Genomic DNA, 15,858 nt, shown 5'->3' on the forward strand with positions numbered 1-15,858 from the left:
CTGCCCCGCTATGAATTAATTTACTTAATCATGTTGCATCTGTGGGCGCACCAAAGCCCGATAGATATCTTCCATCTTCACCTTGCCGATGATCTTGGTGGAATCGTTTGGGTCAGAGACGGCAAAGGTGCCATCAATGCGGCCCTTATGGGCGTTGATGACCGCCTCTAGCGTATCATCACCCTGCACGACATCACCGCAGCCGCGCTTTGTCTTGGCGGGGCTCATGATGGATTTCACCTTCAAAACGCGGGCGCGGTTGATGTCTTGGATGAATTCCTCAATGTAGCGTGCAGCGGGGCGCAGTAATATCTCCTGCGGGTCGCCCTGCTGTACGATATAGCCGTCTTTCAAAACTACCAAGTGATCGGCCAGTTTCAACGCCTCGTCCAAATCATGGGTGATGAAGATGATGGTCTTGTGCAGGTCACGTTGCAATTCCAACAGCAAATCTTGCATCGAGGTGCGGATCAGCGGGTCAAGCGCGGAAAATGCCTCGTCCATCAGCATCACATCGGCGTTTGAGGTTAAAGCGCGGGCCAGACCGACGCGCTGCTGCATACCGCCTGAAAGCTGGCTTGGATAGCTGTCTTCCATCCCTTCAAGACCCACACGGGCCAACCATTTGCGCGCCTCATCCTCGGCTTGTTTGATATTCTCGCCGCGCGCCTCGGGCGCAAGGATTGTATTGGCCAATACGGTGCGGTGGGGCAAAAGCGCGAATTTCTGGAACACCATCGACATAGACCGCCGCCGCAAATTGCGCAGCGCCTCCTCATCCATGGCCAAAACATCTGTGCCATCGAGAAAGATCTGCCCTGAGGTCGGTTCGATCAATCGGTTGAGATGGCGGATCAGCGTGGATTTGCCAGAGCCAGACAGGCCCATCACCACGGTAATTTTCCCCTCGCGCATGTCCACGTTGATATTATTCAACGCCAGAACATGCCCCGTTTCCTGCATGAAGGCGGATTTGTCGATGCCATCATACACCTTGTCCTGCACGGCGCGCGGATTGTGGCCGTAGATTTTGAATAGGTTTTGCACCGAGATTTTTACGTCACCCAAAGCCATGGTTTCTTAGTCCCTTCTGCGGTGCTTATGATTTGTTCGACTTGTCGATACGTGCCAAGGCGGCCTTGGAGACGCGATCAAGCATAATCGCGATCAACACGATGCCAAAACCCGCCAAAAATCCAACACCAAGGCGTAGGTTGTTGATGCCATCGAGAACCAATGTTCCCAGACCCGGGGCTGACACGAGCGAGGCAATCACCACCATCGCAAGGCTCATCATGATCGTTTGGTTCACACCCGCCATGATGTTGGGCAGGGCAAGCGGGATTTGTACGCGATAGAGTTTCTGGCGATCCGTTAAACCAAAGGCTGTGACCGCCTCCATTACATCGCGATCCACAAGGCGAATGCCCAAATTGGTCAGGCGAACCACAGGCACAATCGCATAGAGGATAATCGCAAGACCATAGAGCTTGGGTTCGGTGATATTGAACAAGAAAATGAGGGGGATCAGATATACAAAGGTCGGCAAGGTTTGCAGCATATCCAAAATCGGGATTATTGCGTTTTGGAACCTGTCTGAGCGCGACATGGCAATTCCAAGCGGCACCCCGAAGGCTACGCACAACACCGTACAAACAAATATGATCGACAGGGTTTGGATGGCGAATTCATAGTAATCGACGAAGAGCAAAAACAAGAAAGACGTCGCCACGATGCTCGCGACCTTGTAGGAATTCGACAAAAGCTTGGCCACCAAGATTAAAAGCGGCACCAAAATCCACCACGGCATTTCCACAAACAGCGTTAAAGCGCCATCTAGCGCCCATGACAGGGGCTGGGTCAGCGGATCAAGAATAGTGCGCAGGGCGGGGCGTATGTAGAGGAAACCATCTTCTAATGCGGCGGTGAAGTCCCGTGTTTTTGGAAAGGCGGCACAGGCCTCGTTAAGTGTATCAAGCGAAGGAAAGGGTAAATCCCATGGGTTTGGCGCTTCGTTGCGCAAAGATGACAACGATAAAAGTGGCCCGCTATCGGTTTTGCAGGCGTCTGTCATGCCAAGCGCGCTGAATATCCAATCATACGCCATAAGTTACCCTCCTTGCGAAATGAGAGAGGCCAGCGCCCTGCGGCGCTGACCTTTGTCATTGGTTTTGGATTATTGCAGAAGTGCCGAAACGCGCGTAGCTGCATCCTCTGACATCCAGCCCAGGATCATGTCGCTGTGGTTGGTCAAAACCCAGGCTGCAGCTTCATCAGCAGACGCGCCATTTTCTTCTGCCCATGCTAGCATCGAGCTGACAATGTTGTTGGGCATTTCCATATTACGCATAAAATTGGCAACGTCTGGCTCACGTTCGGCCAAATCTGCAGTGACAGCGTTAACAACGGTTGCAGCAGGGAAATCTGATGGCCCCCAAGTGGCAGGGTCTGCGTCTGCGTTTTGATTGATTGCATGCTGTGCCCCGTCAATTGGACCTAGGTCCACCTTGGTCAGATCATATTTCCCCAAAATTGCAGTCGGGCCCCAGTAATAGCCGAACCACGGTTCGCCAGCTTCGTCTGCTGCTGCGATTGATGCAGCGAGGTTTGCGCCAGAGCCGTGATCAAATACTTCGATCCCGTTTCCTTCAAGATCAAATACAACTTTCAACGCATCGTTCACGATGCGGCAGCCCCAACCGACGGGGCAATTGTTAAAGCGCCCACCGACCAATTCGGCATTGGCCAAGACACCTTCGATCGTGGCAAGTTCCGGATTAGCTTCAACAGCCGCGGTGGAAACCCACCAACCCTCTTCTCCACCGTTTGAGAATGTGTTCGAGGCTGTGATGACTTTACCCTCAGCTTCAAGACCAGCATACACAGTGGCTGAGTTTACCCAAACCTCGGGAACAATGTCCGGCTGACCATTTTCGGCCAAAGATGTCACCGCAGGCACGGTGTCTGTTGGCACGATGGTTACCTCGCAGCCATAGCCTTGTTCGAGGACAAAGCCCGTCAGCGCCGCCAAGGCCTCGCCCGAGGCCCAACCCATTGCGCCAACGCTGACCTGACCACAGGCAAATGCGCCGCTTGTGGACAGCATGAGGGCCGCCACGGATGTATAAGCAAACTTCTTCATCTTTAATTACCTCCCAGATGGTGTTTCAAGTTCACAACGAACTTGTAGGTTTTCAGGTTCTTCAACCGACACTTCGCATGCGATAGCGACATTGGCGGTTTTAGTTTTCGACTTCGGTACAAAATCTGCGCCTAAGTCGAGTTCTGGCATGAAATTGCATGCCGGTCTCGGCACGAAGGTCAACGATGTGAGGCTGAACCTTGCGTGCAAACTGTATTTTTTGCCGAGAGCCCAAAGGTCGCGCCATACTGTTTTAGCGGAGGGCTCTTCGGGTTCGTTATGTTTAGTCATTATCGCTCAGGCCTGCGCCTGCCCCCGTCTCGCGTGATTGCGTAGTTGCGGGCACCGTTGTCTCCAGCGCAAAGCGATCCAAATCTGCGTAGGTCTCGGGAGTTATCGTTTGGAGATATGGCGCGCGCGGTACAGATGCGCCATAACGGCTTGGCTTGGCACAGAGGGTTAGGGTCGCGTCGCGCGCGTGATCTGCAAATTGGGTGATTTCGTTGGTGTCCAATGGGAAAAGGCCTCCAAAAACAAGTGCCGCTTTTGGTGTCGAAATTTGCACTGCGCGGCCTTCGCGGGCCGCTAGCCCGTCCAAAAATGGCAGCAGCATCAGCGGCTCGGCCACAGCGGCAAGCGTCAAGGGGTGTGGCCCAAAAAGGCCTTGGGGGCTATGTCCCAGGTCACAAATCAGTGCGCCTGTTGCAACAGGGCAAAGCGGTGCGCCAGCTTGCCCCCAAACGCCTCCGTTAATCTCGGTCATCTGTGGCAGACCCAAAACCGCCTGCGCGGCACATAACGCAAGGGCAGGGCCTGCGCCGTTGATGCCCCATTGCTCTAAAGTCGCCAAACTTGCGCCGAATTCCTCGGCCAAGCCCCAAGAATAGCCCGCGCCGCGCGCGGCCTTAATGCCCAAGCTGGCCCATTCCCCCGCGCTAAGCTGCATCTGCTCCCCCATGCGCGGGTGCGCAGATATGTTCAGGGAAAAATTGCCCCGCAAAGAGGCTGATGCGCAGCCATTTATCCGAGCGCGGATCAAAGTGATTAGCCCCAAAAAAGGCCAGCTTATAGCGCATCATGTCAATGGGCAGGATGTCAGCGCCGATGAGGTTTTCGCGAATCTCGCCATAATCGCGCCCCGCCAACCATTGTAGGCGGCGCAGAATTTGGCGGTGTTCGGGATGGGCCAAAAGAAACGCATAGGCGGGCGTGGCATCAGGGTAGGCGGCCATCGCGTCATAGGCCTGACGGATCAAATAGGCGATGCCAAGCGGGGCTTCACGGGTTGCGCCCTCTTCCTCGAAGCGCGCGCCGAGGCGGGGTTCAAGCTTTTCTTCCGAGACATACCAGAACCGCGCTCGTGCTTCTTGGGTTGAGAAGTCATAGGACAAGGCCCAGTCGTAACGGCCCTCAATCGCGCGGCGCAGATCGCCAAGCCGCGCTTGCCCCTCAATCGGGGGGGCGGGTGGCTCGTCTGCGCGCAGCGACATTTCCAAATCGTCAATCACCGCGCCGCAGGGTTCAAGCAGGATCGACAAGAGCATTTCTTGCCCCTCAAGGCTAAGATGCGCTTCCCCCCAATGCCATATCGCATTCCATGGCAGGTCTTTCACACAATGTCCGCGGCCTGTGGTTAGATGATGATGGAGCTTTTCTAAATCCCCCCGCAGATCTGCCAATTTGGCCAGTTGCACAGGGTGATTTGAACGCCATGTCGCGCCCGTGTCGCGCGCGGCCTCGCAGCCCGCGATCAGCGAGCGCAAATCGGCCTCTGACATCCGTCTTTGGCCGCGCACCCGTGCAAGCGCCGTTTCGCGCACCCGCACCCAAGCGTCCAAAAGGGCAGGGTGACGCACCAAGAACGGGGCCATGCCAAGACCTGTAGAATTTCCCACCCCAAGACTGCGGGCCAATGCAGGCGCAAGCGTTGTGGCCTCTGCCCCGCCTTTGGCGCGGGCCAGATGATTTACAAGGTCGATGGTAAAGCTGCGGGTCAGCCAAACCGACATCATCTCGGCTTGGAACGGCGCGCATAATTCTGGCCGCGTGGCAATATCGGCATTTTCCGCCGCCCCGAATTTGGACGAGCCATAAACGGCGGTTGTGCGCATTAAATAGCCCACCTCATCAAGCGCATCGCGTTCTGGCTGTTGGCCCGTGGCCAAGCGGGCCACTACATGATCAAACAACCTGACCGACCGATTGGCGCGGCTGAGGGATAATTCCCGCGGGCTGATGCGCCCTGCCTCTTGCAGGGGCACATTGGCGCTTAGCCGCGTGATATCATCTGCGGTGGGGATACCATCAAAGAGGGTAAAGGTGGCATCCCACGCAGTCGCAATCACCCGATCCGAGCGTTGATCTGCGGGCAGATCATGGGCAAAGGCCACAAGGCTATAACTGCGTTTAGGCCCGTGAAGGCAATAGACGGCATACCCAACACCGTTTTCGTCAAGATCAAAGATACGCCGCTCGAACCGCCACCCTTCGGTTTCAATGCGGCGCAGCAATATGCGCAGAAATGACAGCCGCGTGGGGTGGGCTGATCCCATCCGCGCGAGGCGCATGACCGTATCAGGCGCCCGCAGCGCAATCGGCGCAAGGCCCATGATATGGGGCGCCGCCCGATCCATCATTGCGCGGCCTTTGTATTGGGGACAGCCTGCACAGCGGGTGTGAAACTTTCGCCGAAAAAGCGCTGCCAATTTCCACCCATGATTGCTGCGACATTGCCCGCGTCAAACCCCACTGCGCGCAGGCCTGCGGCCAAACGGCCAAAATCGCGATTGTCGGCAAAGAAATCAGGCATTGGCGGGAACCCCGCCTGCGCGGCACTGCCTTCGCCATAGTCGATATTTTTCGTCCAACGCCCGACCCGCATCCATTCGACCACGCTGTCGGGTTGATCTTGGCATAGATCCGTTCCAATGCCGATCTGTGAGACGCCCATCAAATCGGCGGCCCGCGCAACCATGTCGCAGAAACTTTGCAAGCTACAGGCAGACCCGCCCTTCAGGTGATGGGGATAGATCGAAAAACCAAGCATCCCTCCCGACTGGCCAAGCGCGCGCAAGAGATCATCGGATTTATTGCGCAAGGCAGGGTGCCAACTGGCCAGATTTGCATGGGTGATTGCAATCGGGCGAGTGGAGTGTTCCATCGCCTCAAAAGTCGAGCGCTCGCCCGAATGGCTCATGTCGATGACCAGACCCACGCGGTTCATCTCGGCCACCACCTCGCGCCCCATGCGAGTGAGGCCTGTATCCTCGGCCTCATAGCAGCCCGTGGCAAGCAGGGATTGGTTGTTATAGGTCAATTGCATGAACCGCAGACCTAAGCGATGCAGCACCTCGACTAACCCAATGTCATCTTCGATGCAGGAGGGATTTTGCGAGCCAAAGAAAATTGCCGTGCGTCTTGAGGCCCGCGCGCGGGCAATATCGCTTGCATCAAAGCCTTGAAAAATCAGGTCTGGATAGGTTTCGAACCAGCGGTTCCATTTTTCGATATTGAGAACCGTTTCACGGAAATTCTCGTGATAGGTGATGGTGACATGCACCGCATCCACCCCGCCTTCGCGCATCTGGCGAAAGACTTTTTCCGACCAATTGGCATATTGCAGCCCGTCAATCAGTGGGTTTTGCACGGGATGCATCGCACCTGTTTCACTCATTCCAAATCCCCCGTGACCCCAAGGTACGAGGTTTTGACTGTCGTGTAAAACTCTGCGGCATAGCGGCCTTGTTCGCGTGGCCCGTAAGAGGATGCCCCCCGTCCCCCGAAAGGCACATGGTAATCTGTGCCTGCGGTGGGAAGGTTCACCATCACGCAGCCCGCCCGCATGTGCGCGCGGAAATGGGCGGCGCGGGCAAGGCTTTTGGTCATGATCCCTGCGGTGAGACCAAATTCGCTGTCATTGGCAACGTCTAGCCCTTCGGCATAGCTGCCCACCTTAATCGCCGATGTGATGGGGGCAAACATTTCTTCGCGGTTGATCCGCATATCATTGCGGGTCTTGGCAAAGACCGCAGGGCGCATGAAATAGCCTGTGGTTTCCGCATCAGCGCGGGTTCCGCCACATAAAAGCTCGGCCCCTTCGGATTGGCCTAGGGCGATATAATCAAGATTGCTGTTAAGCTGGGCTTCGCTCACCACAGGGCCGATTTGCGTAGCGCTGTCTAGGGCGGGGCCAACCACGAGCTTATTTGTGGCCGCGACCAATTTTTCGACAAAAGCATCGTGGATTTTCTCGTGCACAATCAAACGCGAGGCGGCGGTGCATTTTTGACCCGTGCCCCCGAAAGCCGCATTCACACTATGGGCCACAGCCAGATCAAGGTCGCAATCCTCCATCACGAGCATAGGGTTCTTTGATCCCATTTCCATTTGCAGCTTGGTCATATTGGGAATGGCTGATGCGGCAATGGCACGGCCCACGGGAACCGAGCCTGTAAAGCTTATGGCATCCAACGCGGTACTTTCCACCAAAGCCTGTCCAATCGTGCCCCCTGCGCCCATAACCAAGTTGAACAGGCCTTTGGGAATGTTTTGGCGGGCGATGATCTCGGTCAGCATCACGGCGCTTGCAGGGGTCAGGTTGGCAGGCTTCCAGATCACGGCATTGCCAAAGGCCAATGCAGGTGCGATTTTCCACGCGGGCGTTGCAATTGGAAAGTTCCAGGGGCTGATGATCGCCACAACGCCTACAGGTTCGCGGCGCACATCCACCTCAATGCCGCCGCGCACACTTTCGGCATGGTCGCCTTGATTGCGCAGCGCCTCTGCTGCGAAATAGGTAAAGAATTGGCCTGCGCGATAGGCCTCACCGCGACCTTCAGCGCGCGGTTTTCCCTCCTCGCGGGAAATTATCTCGCCCAGTTCATCGGCCCGTGCCATCATCTCTGTGCCGATTGCCATCAACACATTGTGCCGTGCCTCAATGCCCATGGCCCACCATTCGGCCTGTGCACGCCGCGCCGCGGCCATGCTTTCGGTCAAATCTTCATGACTGGCTTGGGCGAAATGGCCAATCACATCGCTGGTGTCAGATGGGTTGATATTCGCAATCTGCGCTACGCCATCGCGCCACATGCCATCGATGAAATTCTGACCCTGCATAAACCTGTCCCTTGTTACCGCGCGTTCAGCCTAGACAGGGGGATATACTTCAGGCAATCTCAAATTATTGAAATAAATTTCAAGAATTCTGAACTATGATCAAGTTAGAGATGTTGCGCGTGTTTTTGGCCGTGGCCGAAGAGGGGGCCTTGGCGCTTGCGGCCCAGAAATTGGGGCGCACGCCATCGGCCCTGTCGATGGCTCTGTCACAGCTTGAGGCCCAAGTGGGCGCGCCCCTCTTTGAAACGGATCGCAAAAATCGCCTCACCCCTTTGGGACGTTTGGTGTTGGAGGAGGCGCGGCGCGCCGCCAATTCCTATACCCGCAGTCTCGATGCCATAGCGCGCCATGCGCGATCTTTGGCGGGAACTGTGCGGGTCATGGCGGTGCCTTCTGCGACCATCACGCTTTTGCCGCGCGCGGTTTTGGCCTTTTCGCAGGCCCGTCCTGATGTACGCCTTGATATTCGCGACAGCGACACCGCCAGTGTGATTGCACAAGTGGCAATGGGCGAGGTGGATATTGGGATAATCTCGCAATCCCCGCGTGCCAATGCCGCGCCATCCGTTGAGGCGGAGCTCCTTTTGAGCGACCCTTTGGGGATTGTCGCGCGCCATGACGGGCGATTTGCGCAGAAGACCAAGGGGCGCGGCGTGCAATGGCAAGATTTGATCCACGAGCCGCTGATTGCCAACCCGCTTTGCGATCTGGTGGATCACCCCAGCGTGACCGAAGGATTGCAAGATTGCCGCATTGAGGCGCGCAATACCACGGCACTTTTGGCATTTGTGCGGGCGGGTATCGGGATCACGATTTTGCCCCAAACCGCAATGGCCGAAGCCGACCCCGCCTTGCGCTTCTTTGCCCCTAATGATCCGCATAGCCGCCGTGAGCTGTGTAAAATAAGGAACTGCGCCGCCCATCTTAGCCCTGTGGCGCAGTCATTTTGGGACTTGCTTGCACCCCCTGCGCCAAGCCCTTAGCCTTTGACAAAACGACCATAGGGAGGGCGGCCATGGCGCAAGTGGCGATCAGCGAGATTGAAACCGTGACCAAAGCCGCGCTCATGGCCCATGGGGCGGGCGCATGGCAGGCGGGGGAGGTGGCCCGCGCCACTGCCCATTCCGAGGCGCATGGCAATGTGATTTGCGGCCTGCAATATGTCGAAAGCTATTGTGTGCAATTGTCCTCTGGGCGTGTTGATGGGCAGGTCATGCCTGTTGTTAGCCGTCCAAAGGCGGCTGCGATCTTGTCGGATGCGCGGCTTGGTTTTGCCCAACCCGCCTTTGCCGCGGCCAAAGATCAATTCTGCGATCTGGTGGATGAAACAGGCGTGGCCATGCTGGCCGTGGCGCAAAGCCATACCTGCACCTCGCTTGGTTATTTTACCGAACAAATCGCGCAAGCGGGCAAGCTGTGCATCGGCTTTACCAACGCCTCGCCCGTTGTGGCGGCGCCAAATGGCAAGCGGCGCGTCATCGGCACCAACCCCATCGCCATGTCCGTGCCTGATGGGCAAGGGGGGCTGTCGGTGCATTTTGATTTCTCAACCTCGGCCGTGGCTTTGGGGAAAATCACCATGGCGAAATATGCAGGGGAGGAGATCCCATTGGGTTGGGCCGTAGATGCCGAAGGCCGCCCAACAACCGATCCCGAAGCGGCCTTGCAAGGCGCATTGTTGAGTGCGGGCGGCTATAAGGGGTGGGGGTTTGGCATTATGGCCGAGGTCTTGGCCGCTGCGATGACGGGCTCGGTCAATTCGTTGGATGTCGGGGGGCTGAAATTGCCAGATGGGCCGCCGCATAGATTGGGGCAATTCTATTTTGCGATGGATGCGAGCACATTTAGCGATCAGTTTGGCGCGCGGATCGCGCGACTGTTGGAGGCTGTGGCCGAAGAAGAGGGCGCGCGTGTTCCAGGCCAAGGGCGGGTGCGGGAGACATCGGTGGATGTGCCTCAGGCCCTTTGGGATAAGATCACAGGATTGGCAGCCTAGCGCGCCACGAGACAGGAAGAGAACCCATGGATTTAACAGTTTACCTTTCGGGCGAGATTCACACGACATGGCGCGAGGAGATCATCGCCGCCTGTGCCGAAGCGGGCCTGTCTGTTCGCTTTACCGCGCCCGTGACCGATCACGCCGCTAGTGATGATTGCGGCGTGGCCATTTTGGGAGCTGAGGATCAGAAATTCTGGCACGATCACAAAGGCGCAAAGATAAATGCCATTCGCACCCGTAAGGCGATTGCAGATGCCGATATCGTGGTTGTGCGCTTTGGTGAGAAATACAAACAATGGAACGCCGCCTTTGACGCGGGATATGCTGCGGCCTTGGGCAAGTCGCTGATTGTGGTGCATGGAGCAGATCATCAACACGCGCTAAAAGAGGTTGATGCGGCGGCCTTTGCCGTTACTGAGACGCCCGCACAGGTTGCGAAAATTCTGGCCTACGTGATTGACGGCACCCTTTAGATGCTTTTCTACGCTTGGCAGCGCCACGGTGCTTTCGTATATGGGCTCCAAAGTGACGCTCGTGCCGTGCACATTCCGTGACGGGGGCTGCGCATTTTCTGGAGTGAATAAATGGATTTCATGACGGCGGAATTCGCCATCGTGGCGGTAATGCTGCTTGCAGCGGGTGCAGTGACGGGCGTGCTCGCGGGGCTATTCGGCGTAGGTGGGGGCGCGATGATTGTGCCTGTGCTTTATGAGGTGTTTGGCTTCTTGGGCCTCTCAGATGAGGTGCGGATGCCGTTGGCGGTTGGCACCTCACTCGCCATTATCATTCCTACCTCAATCCGCTCTTATATGGGCCACCGGGCACGCGGAGCGGTAGACGAGGCGCTGTTGAAATCATGGGCGCTGCCCATTCTGGCAGGTGTGCTGATTGGCGCGGGTTTGGCCCGTTTTGCACCGCCATTCATCTTTCAGATCGTTTTTGTCGTGGTGGCGGGGGCCAATGCGATCAAGATGATCTCTGGTGCAAAGAAATGGGATTTGGGCGCTGATTTGCCCACGGGGGCCGGGCTTTATTCCTATGGTGGTTTGATTGGCCTTTTGTCGGCCCTGATGGGGATCGGTGGGGGTCAGATTTCGAATATGATCATGACATTGCATGGCCGCCCCATTCATCAGGCGGTGGCCACATCGGCAGGGATTGGGGTTTTGATCTCGGTCCCCGGCGCGATTGGCTATATGATCGCGGGCCTCGGCCAAGAGGGTTTACCGATGGATGCCATCGGATATGTCTCTTTCTTGGGGATGATCCTGTTTGTGCCAACCACCTTTCTGACTGCTAATTTGGGTGTGAAATTGGCACATAGCCTGTCGCGGCGGCATTTGGAATTGGCCTTTGGCCTCTTCCTTGCGTTGGTCTGTTTGCGCTTTGTTTATGCGATTGTAACGGGCTAATCGGGTACCACCAAGGGTAGCAGCAATGCAGCATAAATACGCTTCTATAAGATAGGTTGCAGATCTCATGCCCCTTGGCAGTGTTGAAAACGCTATCATATTCATAGAGTTGCGTATGGATGATTTCACTTGATAAGAAAATTCTATCTTGGTCTTTCTTATTGCATGGGTGACTTGGCCTAAGGGGCAAAAGCGGCGCAAATAGGCCATTAGAGGTCGCAGGGCGTGCATGATTTATCACAAAACCCCCGCAGCATAGATGGTAATCGCGATCACGCATGGGGCCCTTGGCCATGGAAGATGTGTTTGACTACACTATTGCACCTATTTTGGGGCGGCGTGCCGTGTTGGGCATGGTTGTGTTGCAATCCGATGAAACGCTAGAACACGATCTGCGCCGTATCTTGCCTCAAGAGGAAGTGGCCCTGTATATCAGCCGTGTCCCCAGTGCTGAAACCGTCAGTTCAGACAGTCTTGCTGCGATGGAGGGGCATCTAAGCGATGCCGCCGCCCTTATGCCGCCCGCTTTGGATTTTGATGTATTGGGATATGGTTGCACCTCGGCGACATCGGTGATCGGGGCGGGGCGGGTGGCTGAATTGCTGCGCAAAGGATGCCCCGCAACCCATGTGACCGACCCGCTTTCGGCGCTCGTGGCGGCCTGCCGTCATATGGGGATCATGCGCTTGGCGTTTTTGTCGCCCTATGTGCCCGAGGTCTCAAGCCGCCTGCGCGCCGCAGTCGCGGCACAAGGGATAAAAAGCCCCGTGTTCGGAACCTTTAACGAGGCGCGCGAACATGCAGTTGCGCTCATCGATGGCCCGTCTGTCACCCGCGCGGCAACGGCGCTGCTGCAACGGGGTGGGGCCGAAGCGGTATTTTTATCCTGCACGAATTTGCGCACCTTAGATGTCATTGATGCCATCGAGGCCGAGACAGGTGCCGTTGCCCTGTCGTCCAACCAAGTGATGGCATGGCATATGTGCCAATTGGCGGGGATTAGGCCCGCCTTGCGCGTGGGGCGCTTAATGGCTGAGCCCCTATTCGCCCGAAGTGCCGAATAGGGTGATCGCCCCACCCAGGAGGGCCATCGCAAAAAAGAACAGGCGCTTTGGCCAATTGCCCGCGCCTGCCGCCGCAATCGCGGCTTGCAGCGCGTAATAAAAGGCAAAGGCGCGGGAGGCATAGCCGATGATGGAAAACACATCGCCCACCCATGTAAGGATCAGCGCAACTGCGCCCAAAATGACATAGCCGTGGCGCGCACCGATGCGGTCGCGGGTCAATTCTGCCAGCAGCCCGCCTGATCCGCCCGTATCGGCCAAGGCGGCGCTGAACTGGGCACTCAGCGCTGCAATCATCAAAAGCGGAGCAAGGATTGGGGCCAAACGGCCCATCATGTCGATAATGGCTGTTTCAATGACAGCTTGCGGGGCGGGCGTAAAGATTAGGCTGAGGGGCAGAAGATAGGCCATATAGATCAGCGTGGCGATAAGCAGCGCCATATGCATGGCGCGGATCCGTAACGCGGGGGCATACTCTGCCCCCATATACCGCACCGTTTCGAAACCTTGCACGGTCACAATCAGCCCAAACACCAAAAACAGGGCTGCGGGGCCCGTTTCTGTCGCGGGGGATAGGATCACACCCTGCCCATCGAGCATATCTGTGCCAAGCGCCAACAATAGCGCGCCAGAGGGTCGATTTTGCCAAGGGTGGCCAGATCAACAGACCCGCAACAGCCAAAGCAATGATCAGTATAAGTGCCGTTTGCATGCGCCTAGGGCTAGCAGGCAGGTCTGGTCTGTAAAAGATAAAAAACGCGCGCCCTTTTGGGGCGCGCGCCTGTCTTTTCTTACCTGCCTGCTTTATGCGGCCGCGTCAAAGCGGTCTGCATTCATCACCTTTGTCCACGCAGCGGCGAAATCATGCACGAATTTCGCGGCATTATCGTCTTGTGCGTAAAGTTCGGCATAAGCGCGCAGGATTGAGTTTGAGCCAAAAACCAAATCCACACGGGTGGCTGTCCATTTTGTTTCGCCTGTTTTGCGAGACACGATGTTGTAGAGGTTCGACCCTGCAGGTTCCCACTTATAGGCCATGTCGGTCAGCGCCGCGAAGAAATCGGTCGACAATGTGCCAACACGATCCGTAAACACCCCATGCGCGCTGCCGCCATGGTTGGTGCCAAGCACACGCATACCGCCAATCAATGCGGTCATTTGGGGCGCTGTCAGACCCAAAAGCTGCGCACGATCCAACATCAGCTCCTCTGGTTGCACGGTGTAATCCGCTTTCAACCAGTTGCGGAACGCGTCATGGACGGGCTCTAGCACTTCGAAGCTGTCGATATCGGTTTGCTCTTGGTTGGCGTCACCACGGCCTGGCGTGAAGGGCAGGGTGATCTCGACACCTGCCGCTTTGGCCGCCTGTTCGACACCGACATTACCCGCCAGAACGATCACATCCGCAAGGCTTGCGCCCGTTTCCGTGGCGATGGGTTCCAATGCGGTCAGCACCTTTTGCAGGCGGGCAGGCTCGTTACCTTCCCAATCCTTTTGTGGGGCCAGACGAATGCGCGAGCCATTGGCACCGCCGCGCATATCAGACCCACGGAAGGTGCGCGCGCTGTCCCATGCGGTCGCGACCATCTCGGAGATGGACAGGCCCGTTGCCGCGATTTTCGCCTTGACCGCATCCACATCATAAGTCGTGGAGCCCGCAGGGATCGGGTCTTGCCAGATCAAATCTTCGGCAGGCACATCTGGCCCGAAATAACGCGCCTTTGGCCCCATATCGCGGTGGGTCAGCTTGAACCATGCGCGGGCGAAGGTTTCCGAGAAATATTCAGGATCGGCATAGAACTTTTCCGAAATCTTGCGATATTCGGGATCCATCTTCATCGCCATATCCGCATCCGTCATGATCGGGTTGTAGCGGATAGATGGGTCTTCGACATCAACGGGCTTGTCCTCTTCCTTGATGTTAACAGGTTCCCATTGCCATGCCCCTGCGGGGGATTTCTTCAATTCCCAGTCATAGTTCAGCAGCAAATGGAAATAGCCGTTATCCCATTTGGTGGGGTGGGTGGTCCAAGCACCTTCGATGCCCGAGGTGACAGTGTCGCGGCCCACGCCACGGGTGGTGTGGTTGTTCCAGCCAAGGCCCTGCTCATGCACATCGGCACCTTCAGGGTCAGCACCCAAATTGGCCGCATCGCCATTGCCATGCGCCTTGCCCACTGTGTGACCGCCTGCGGTCAGGGCCACGGTTTCTTCATCATTCATCGCCATACGGGCAAAGGTCACGCGCACATCATGCGCGGTGCGCAGCGGATCGGGCTGACCATTCACACCTTCTGGGTTCACATAGATGAGGCCCATTTGAACCGCCGCAAGCGGGTTTTCCAATGTCTCAGACCCGCGATCTTCGGCATAACGCTCAGACCCCAGCCAATCTTTTTCTGCGCCCCAATAGATGTCTTTTTCAGGATGCCAAATATCGGCGCGGCCAAAGGAATAGCCAAAGGTTTTGAGGCCCATGGATTCATAAGCAATGTTGCCTGCGAGGATAAACAAATCCGCCCAAGATACTGAATTTCCGTATTTTTTCTTGATTGGCCACAGCAGGCGGCGGGCTTTGTCGAGGTTGGTGTTGTCGGGCCAAGAGTTCAAAGGCGCGAAACGCTGGTTGCCAGTGCCGCCGCCGCCGCGACCGTCAGCGGTGCGATAGCTGCCCGCCGCGTGCCAGGCCATGCGGATCATCAAGCCACCATAATGGCCCCAATCTGCAGGCCACCAATCTTGGCTGTCGGTCATCAGCGCGTGCATGTCTTTCTTCAGCGCATCGATATCGAGCTTTTCCAATTGCTTGCGGTAATCAAAAGCCTCGCCCATCGGATCGGTCTTGCGATCATGTTGGTGCAAAATGTCGAGGTTCAACGCATTTGGCCACCAATCGGTAACAGTTGTGCCAAGCGCGGTTTGCGCGCCATGCATCATGGGGCATTTGCCAATGTTATTTCCATCCATGGGGGCAGTCTCCTTTTGGGTTGTCTCATGCAGGCCCCATCATCGGGGTGCGGTTCTTGGTGATCAGAGGGCCGTTGCACGGATTCGCATGCAAACGGCGCTTAGGCTTGTTTTAGCATCAGTGAGCGATTAGTTTAATTTTGATTTTCTGATGTA

At 56.5% G+C, this 15,858-nt stretch carries 14 protein-coding genes; 5 read left to right on the forward strand and 9 right to left on the reverse strand.

The window, feature by feature from the left end; translation table 11 throughout:
* Window positions 1-24 precede the first annotated feature (24 nt).
* The 7 genes from AAC622_RS03480 to AAC622_RS03510 all read right to left on the reverse strand — a co-directional run bounded on the left by AAC622_RS03480 (window position 25) and on the right by AAC622_RS03510 (window position 8,260).
* Complete coding sequence (locus AAC622_RS03480; protein ID WP_340260331.1) at window positions 25-1,074, reverse strand: quaternary amine ABC transporter ATP-binding protein; 1,050 nt, start codon at window positions 1,072-1,074, stop codon at window positions 25-27.
* A gap of 25 nt (window positions 1,075-1,099) precedes the next feature.
* A complete protein-coding gene (locus tag AAC622_RS03485; protein ID WP_340260332.1) occupies window positions 1,100-2,107 on the reverse strand; it encodes an ABC transporter permease in 1,008 nt (335 codons plus the stop codon).
* 69 nt (window positions 2,108-2,176) lie between these two features.
* Window positions 2,177-3,142, reverse strand: coding sequence for a glycine betaine ABC transporter substrate-binding protein (locus tag AAC622_RS03490; RefSeq protein ID WP_340260334.1), 966 nt, complete (start codon window positions 3,140-3,142; stop codon window positions 2,177-2,179).
* A gap of 283 nt (window positions 3,143-3,425) precedes the next feature.
* Window positions 3,426-4,088: a DUF3726 domain-containing protein gene (locus tag AAC622_RS03495; RefSeq protein WP_340260336.1), complete on the reverse strand. Its 663-nt coding sequence runs from the start codon at window positions 4,086-4,088 to the stop codon at window positions 3,426-3,428.
* Entirely contained in the window at window positions 4,078-5,778 is a 1,701-nt protein-coding gene (locus tag AAC622_RS03500; protein WP_340260337.1) for a hypothetical protein, read from the reverse strand. The genes AAC622_RS03495 and AAC622_RS03500 overlap by 11 nt, the downstream gene beginning before the upstream one ends.
* Window positions 5,775-6,815 (reverse strand): membrane dipeptidase, encoded by a 1,041-nt coding sequence (locus tag AAC622_RS03505; protein WP_340260339.1) that lies wholly within the window; start codon window positions 6,813-6,815, stop codon window positions 5,775-5,777. The genes AAC622_RS03500 and AAC622_RS03505 overlap by 4 nt, the downstream gene beginning before the upstream one ends.
* On the reverse strand, window positions 6,812-8,260 hold the full coding sequence (locus AAC622_RS03510) for an aldehyde dehydrogenase family protein (protein WP_340260340.1): 1,449 nt from the start codon (window positions 8,258-8,260) through the stop codon (window positions 6,812-6,814). Before AAC622_RS03510 ends, AAC622_RS03505 begins: the two co-directional genes overlap by 4 nt.
* Window positions 8,261-8,355: 95 nt before the next feature.
* On the opposite strand from AAC622_RS03510, the gene AAC622_RS03515 reads away from it, so the two are divergent.
* The 5 genes from AAC622_RS03515 (at window position 8,356) to AAC622_RS03535 (ending at window position 12,735) form a co-directional block, all read left to right on the forward strand.
* Window positions 8,356-9,243 (forward strand): LysR family transcriptional regulator, encoded by an 888-nt coding sequence (locus AAC622_RS03515; protein WP_340255853.1) that lies wholly within the window; start codon window positions 8,356-8,358, stop codon window positions 9,241-9,243.
* A 32-nt stretch (window positions 9,244-9,275) separates the two neighbouring features.
* Entirely contained in the window at window positions 9,276-10,256 is a 981-nt protein-coding gene (locus tag AAC622_RS03520) for an Ldh family oxidoreductase (protein ID WP_340260341.1), read from the forward strand.
* Between the two features lie 26 nt (window positions 10,257-10,282).
* Window positions 10,283-10,732, forward strand: coding sequence for a YtoQ family protein (locus AAC622_RS03525; protein ID WP_340260342.1), 450 nt, complete (start codon window positions 10,283-10,285; stop codon window positions 10,730-10,732).
* 111 nt (window positions 10,733-10,843) lie between these two features.
* A complete protein-coding gene (locus tag AAC622_RS03530) occupies window positions 10,844-11,671 on the forward strand; it encodes a sulfite exporter TauE/SafE family protein (RefSeq protein WP_340260343.1) in 828 nt (275 codons plus the stop codon).
* A 293-nt stretch (window positions 11,672-11,964) separates the two neighbouring features.
* On the forward strand, window positions 11,965-12,735 hold the full coding sequence (locus AAC622_RS03535; RefSeq protein WP_340260344.1) for a maleate cis-trans isomerase family protein: 771 nt from the start codon (window positions 11,965-11,967) through the stop codon (window positions 12,733-12,735).
* Here AAC622_RS03535 and AAC622_RS03540 read toward each other — a convergent pair.
* Together AAC622_RS03540 and katG are read right to left on the reverse strand one after the other, a co-directional pair.
* Entirely contained in the window at window positions 12,712-13,353 is a 642-nt protein-coding gene (locus AAC622_RS03540) for a hypothetical protein (protein WP_340260345.1), read from the reverse strand. The two genes, AAC622_RS03535 and AAC622_RS03540, sit on opposite strands and share 24 nt — an antisense overlap.
* Window positions 13,354-13,539: 186 nt before the next feature.
* The gene (gene katG / locus AAC622_RS03545; protein ID WP_340260346.1) at window positions 13,540-15,702 is read right to left on the reverse strand and encodes a catalase/peroxidase HPI; all 2,163 of its coding nucleotides are present in this window, start codon (window positions 15,700-15,702) and stop codon (window positions 13,540-13,542) included.
* Window positions 15,703-15,858 lie beyond the last annotated feature (156 nt).

The sequence above is a fragment of the Roseobacter sp. HKCCA0882 genome, assembly GCF_037805225.1.
Taxonomy (GTDB): Bacteria; Pseudomonadota; Alphaproteobacteria; order Rhodobacterales; family Rhodobacteraceae; genus M30B80.

Bases quoted from the DNA above. Each gene is read 5' to 3' on its own strand.
- AAC622_RS03480 (WP_340260331.1), bottom strand. From the start codon at position 1,074: ATGGCTTTGGGTGACGTAAAAATCTCGGTGCAAAACCTATTCAAAATC.
- AAC622_RS03485 (WP_340260332.1), bottom strand. From the start codon at position 2,107: ATGGCGTATGATTGGATATTCAGCGCGCTTGGCATGACAGACGCCTGC.
- AAC622_RS03490 (WP_340260334.1), bottom strand. From the start codon at position 3,142: ATGAAGAAGTTTGCTTATACATCCGTGGCGGCCCTCATGCTGTCCACA.
- AAC622_RS03495 (WP_340260336.1), bottom strand. From the start codon at position 4,088: ATGCAGCTTAGCGCGGGGGAATGGGCCAGCTTGGGCATTAAGGCCGCG.
- AAC622_RS03500 (WP_340260337.1), bottom strand. From the start codon at position 5,778: ATGATGGATCGGGCGGCGCCCCATATCATGGGCCTTGCGCCGATTGCG.
- AAC622_RS03505 (WP_340260339.1), bottom strand. From the start codon at position 6,815: ATGAGTGAAACAGGTGCGATGCATCCCGTGCAAAACCCACTGATTGAC.
- AAC622_RS03510 (WP_340260340.1), bottom strand. From the start codon at position 8,260: ATGCAGGGTCAGAATTTCATCGATGGCATGTGGCGCGATGGCGTAGCG.
- AAC622_RS03515 (WP_340255853.1), top strand. From the start codon at position 8,356: ATGATCAAGTTAGAGATGTTGCGCGTGTTTTTGGCCGTGGCCGAAGAG.
- AAC622_RS03520 (WP_340260341.1), top strand. From the start codon at position 9,276: ATGGCGCAAGTGGCGATCAGCGAGATTGAAACCGTGACCAAAGCCGCG.
- AAC622_RS03525 (WP_340260342.1), top strand. From the start codon at position 10,283: ATGGATTTAACAGTTTACCTTTCGGGCGAGATTCACACGACATGGCGC.
- AAC622_RS03530 (WP_340260343.1), top strand. From the start codon at position 10,844: ATGGATTTCATGACGGCGGAATTCGCCATCGTGGCGGTAATGCTGCTT.
- AAC622_RS03535 (WP_340260344.1), top strand. From the start codon at position 11,965: ATGGAAGATGTGTTTGACTACACTATTGCACCTATTTTGGGGCGGCGT.
- katG (WP_340260346.1), bottom strand. From the start codon at position 15,702: ATGGATGGAAATAACATTGGCAAATGCCCCATGATGCATGGCGCGCAA.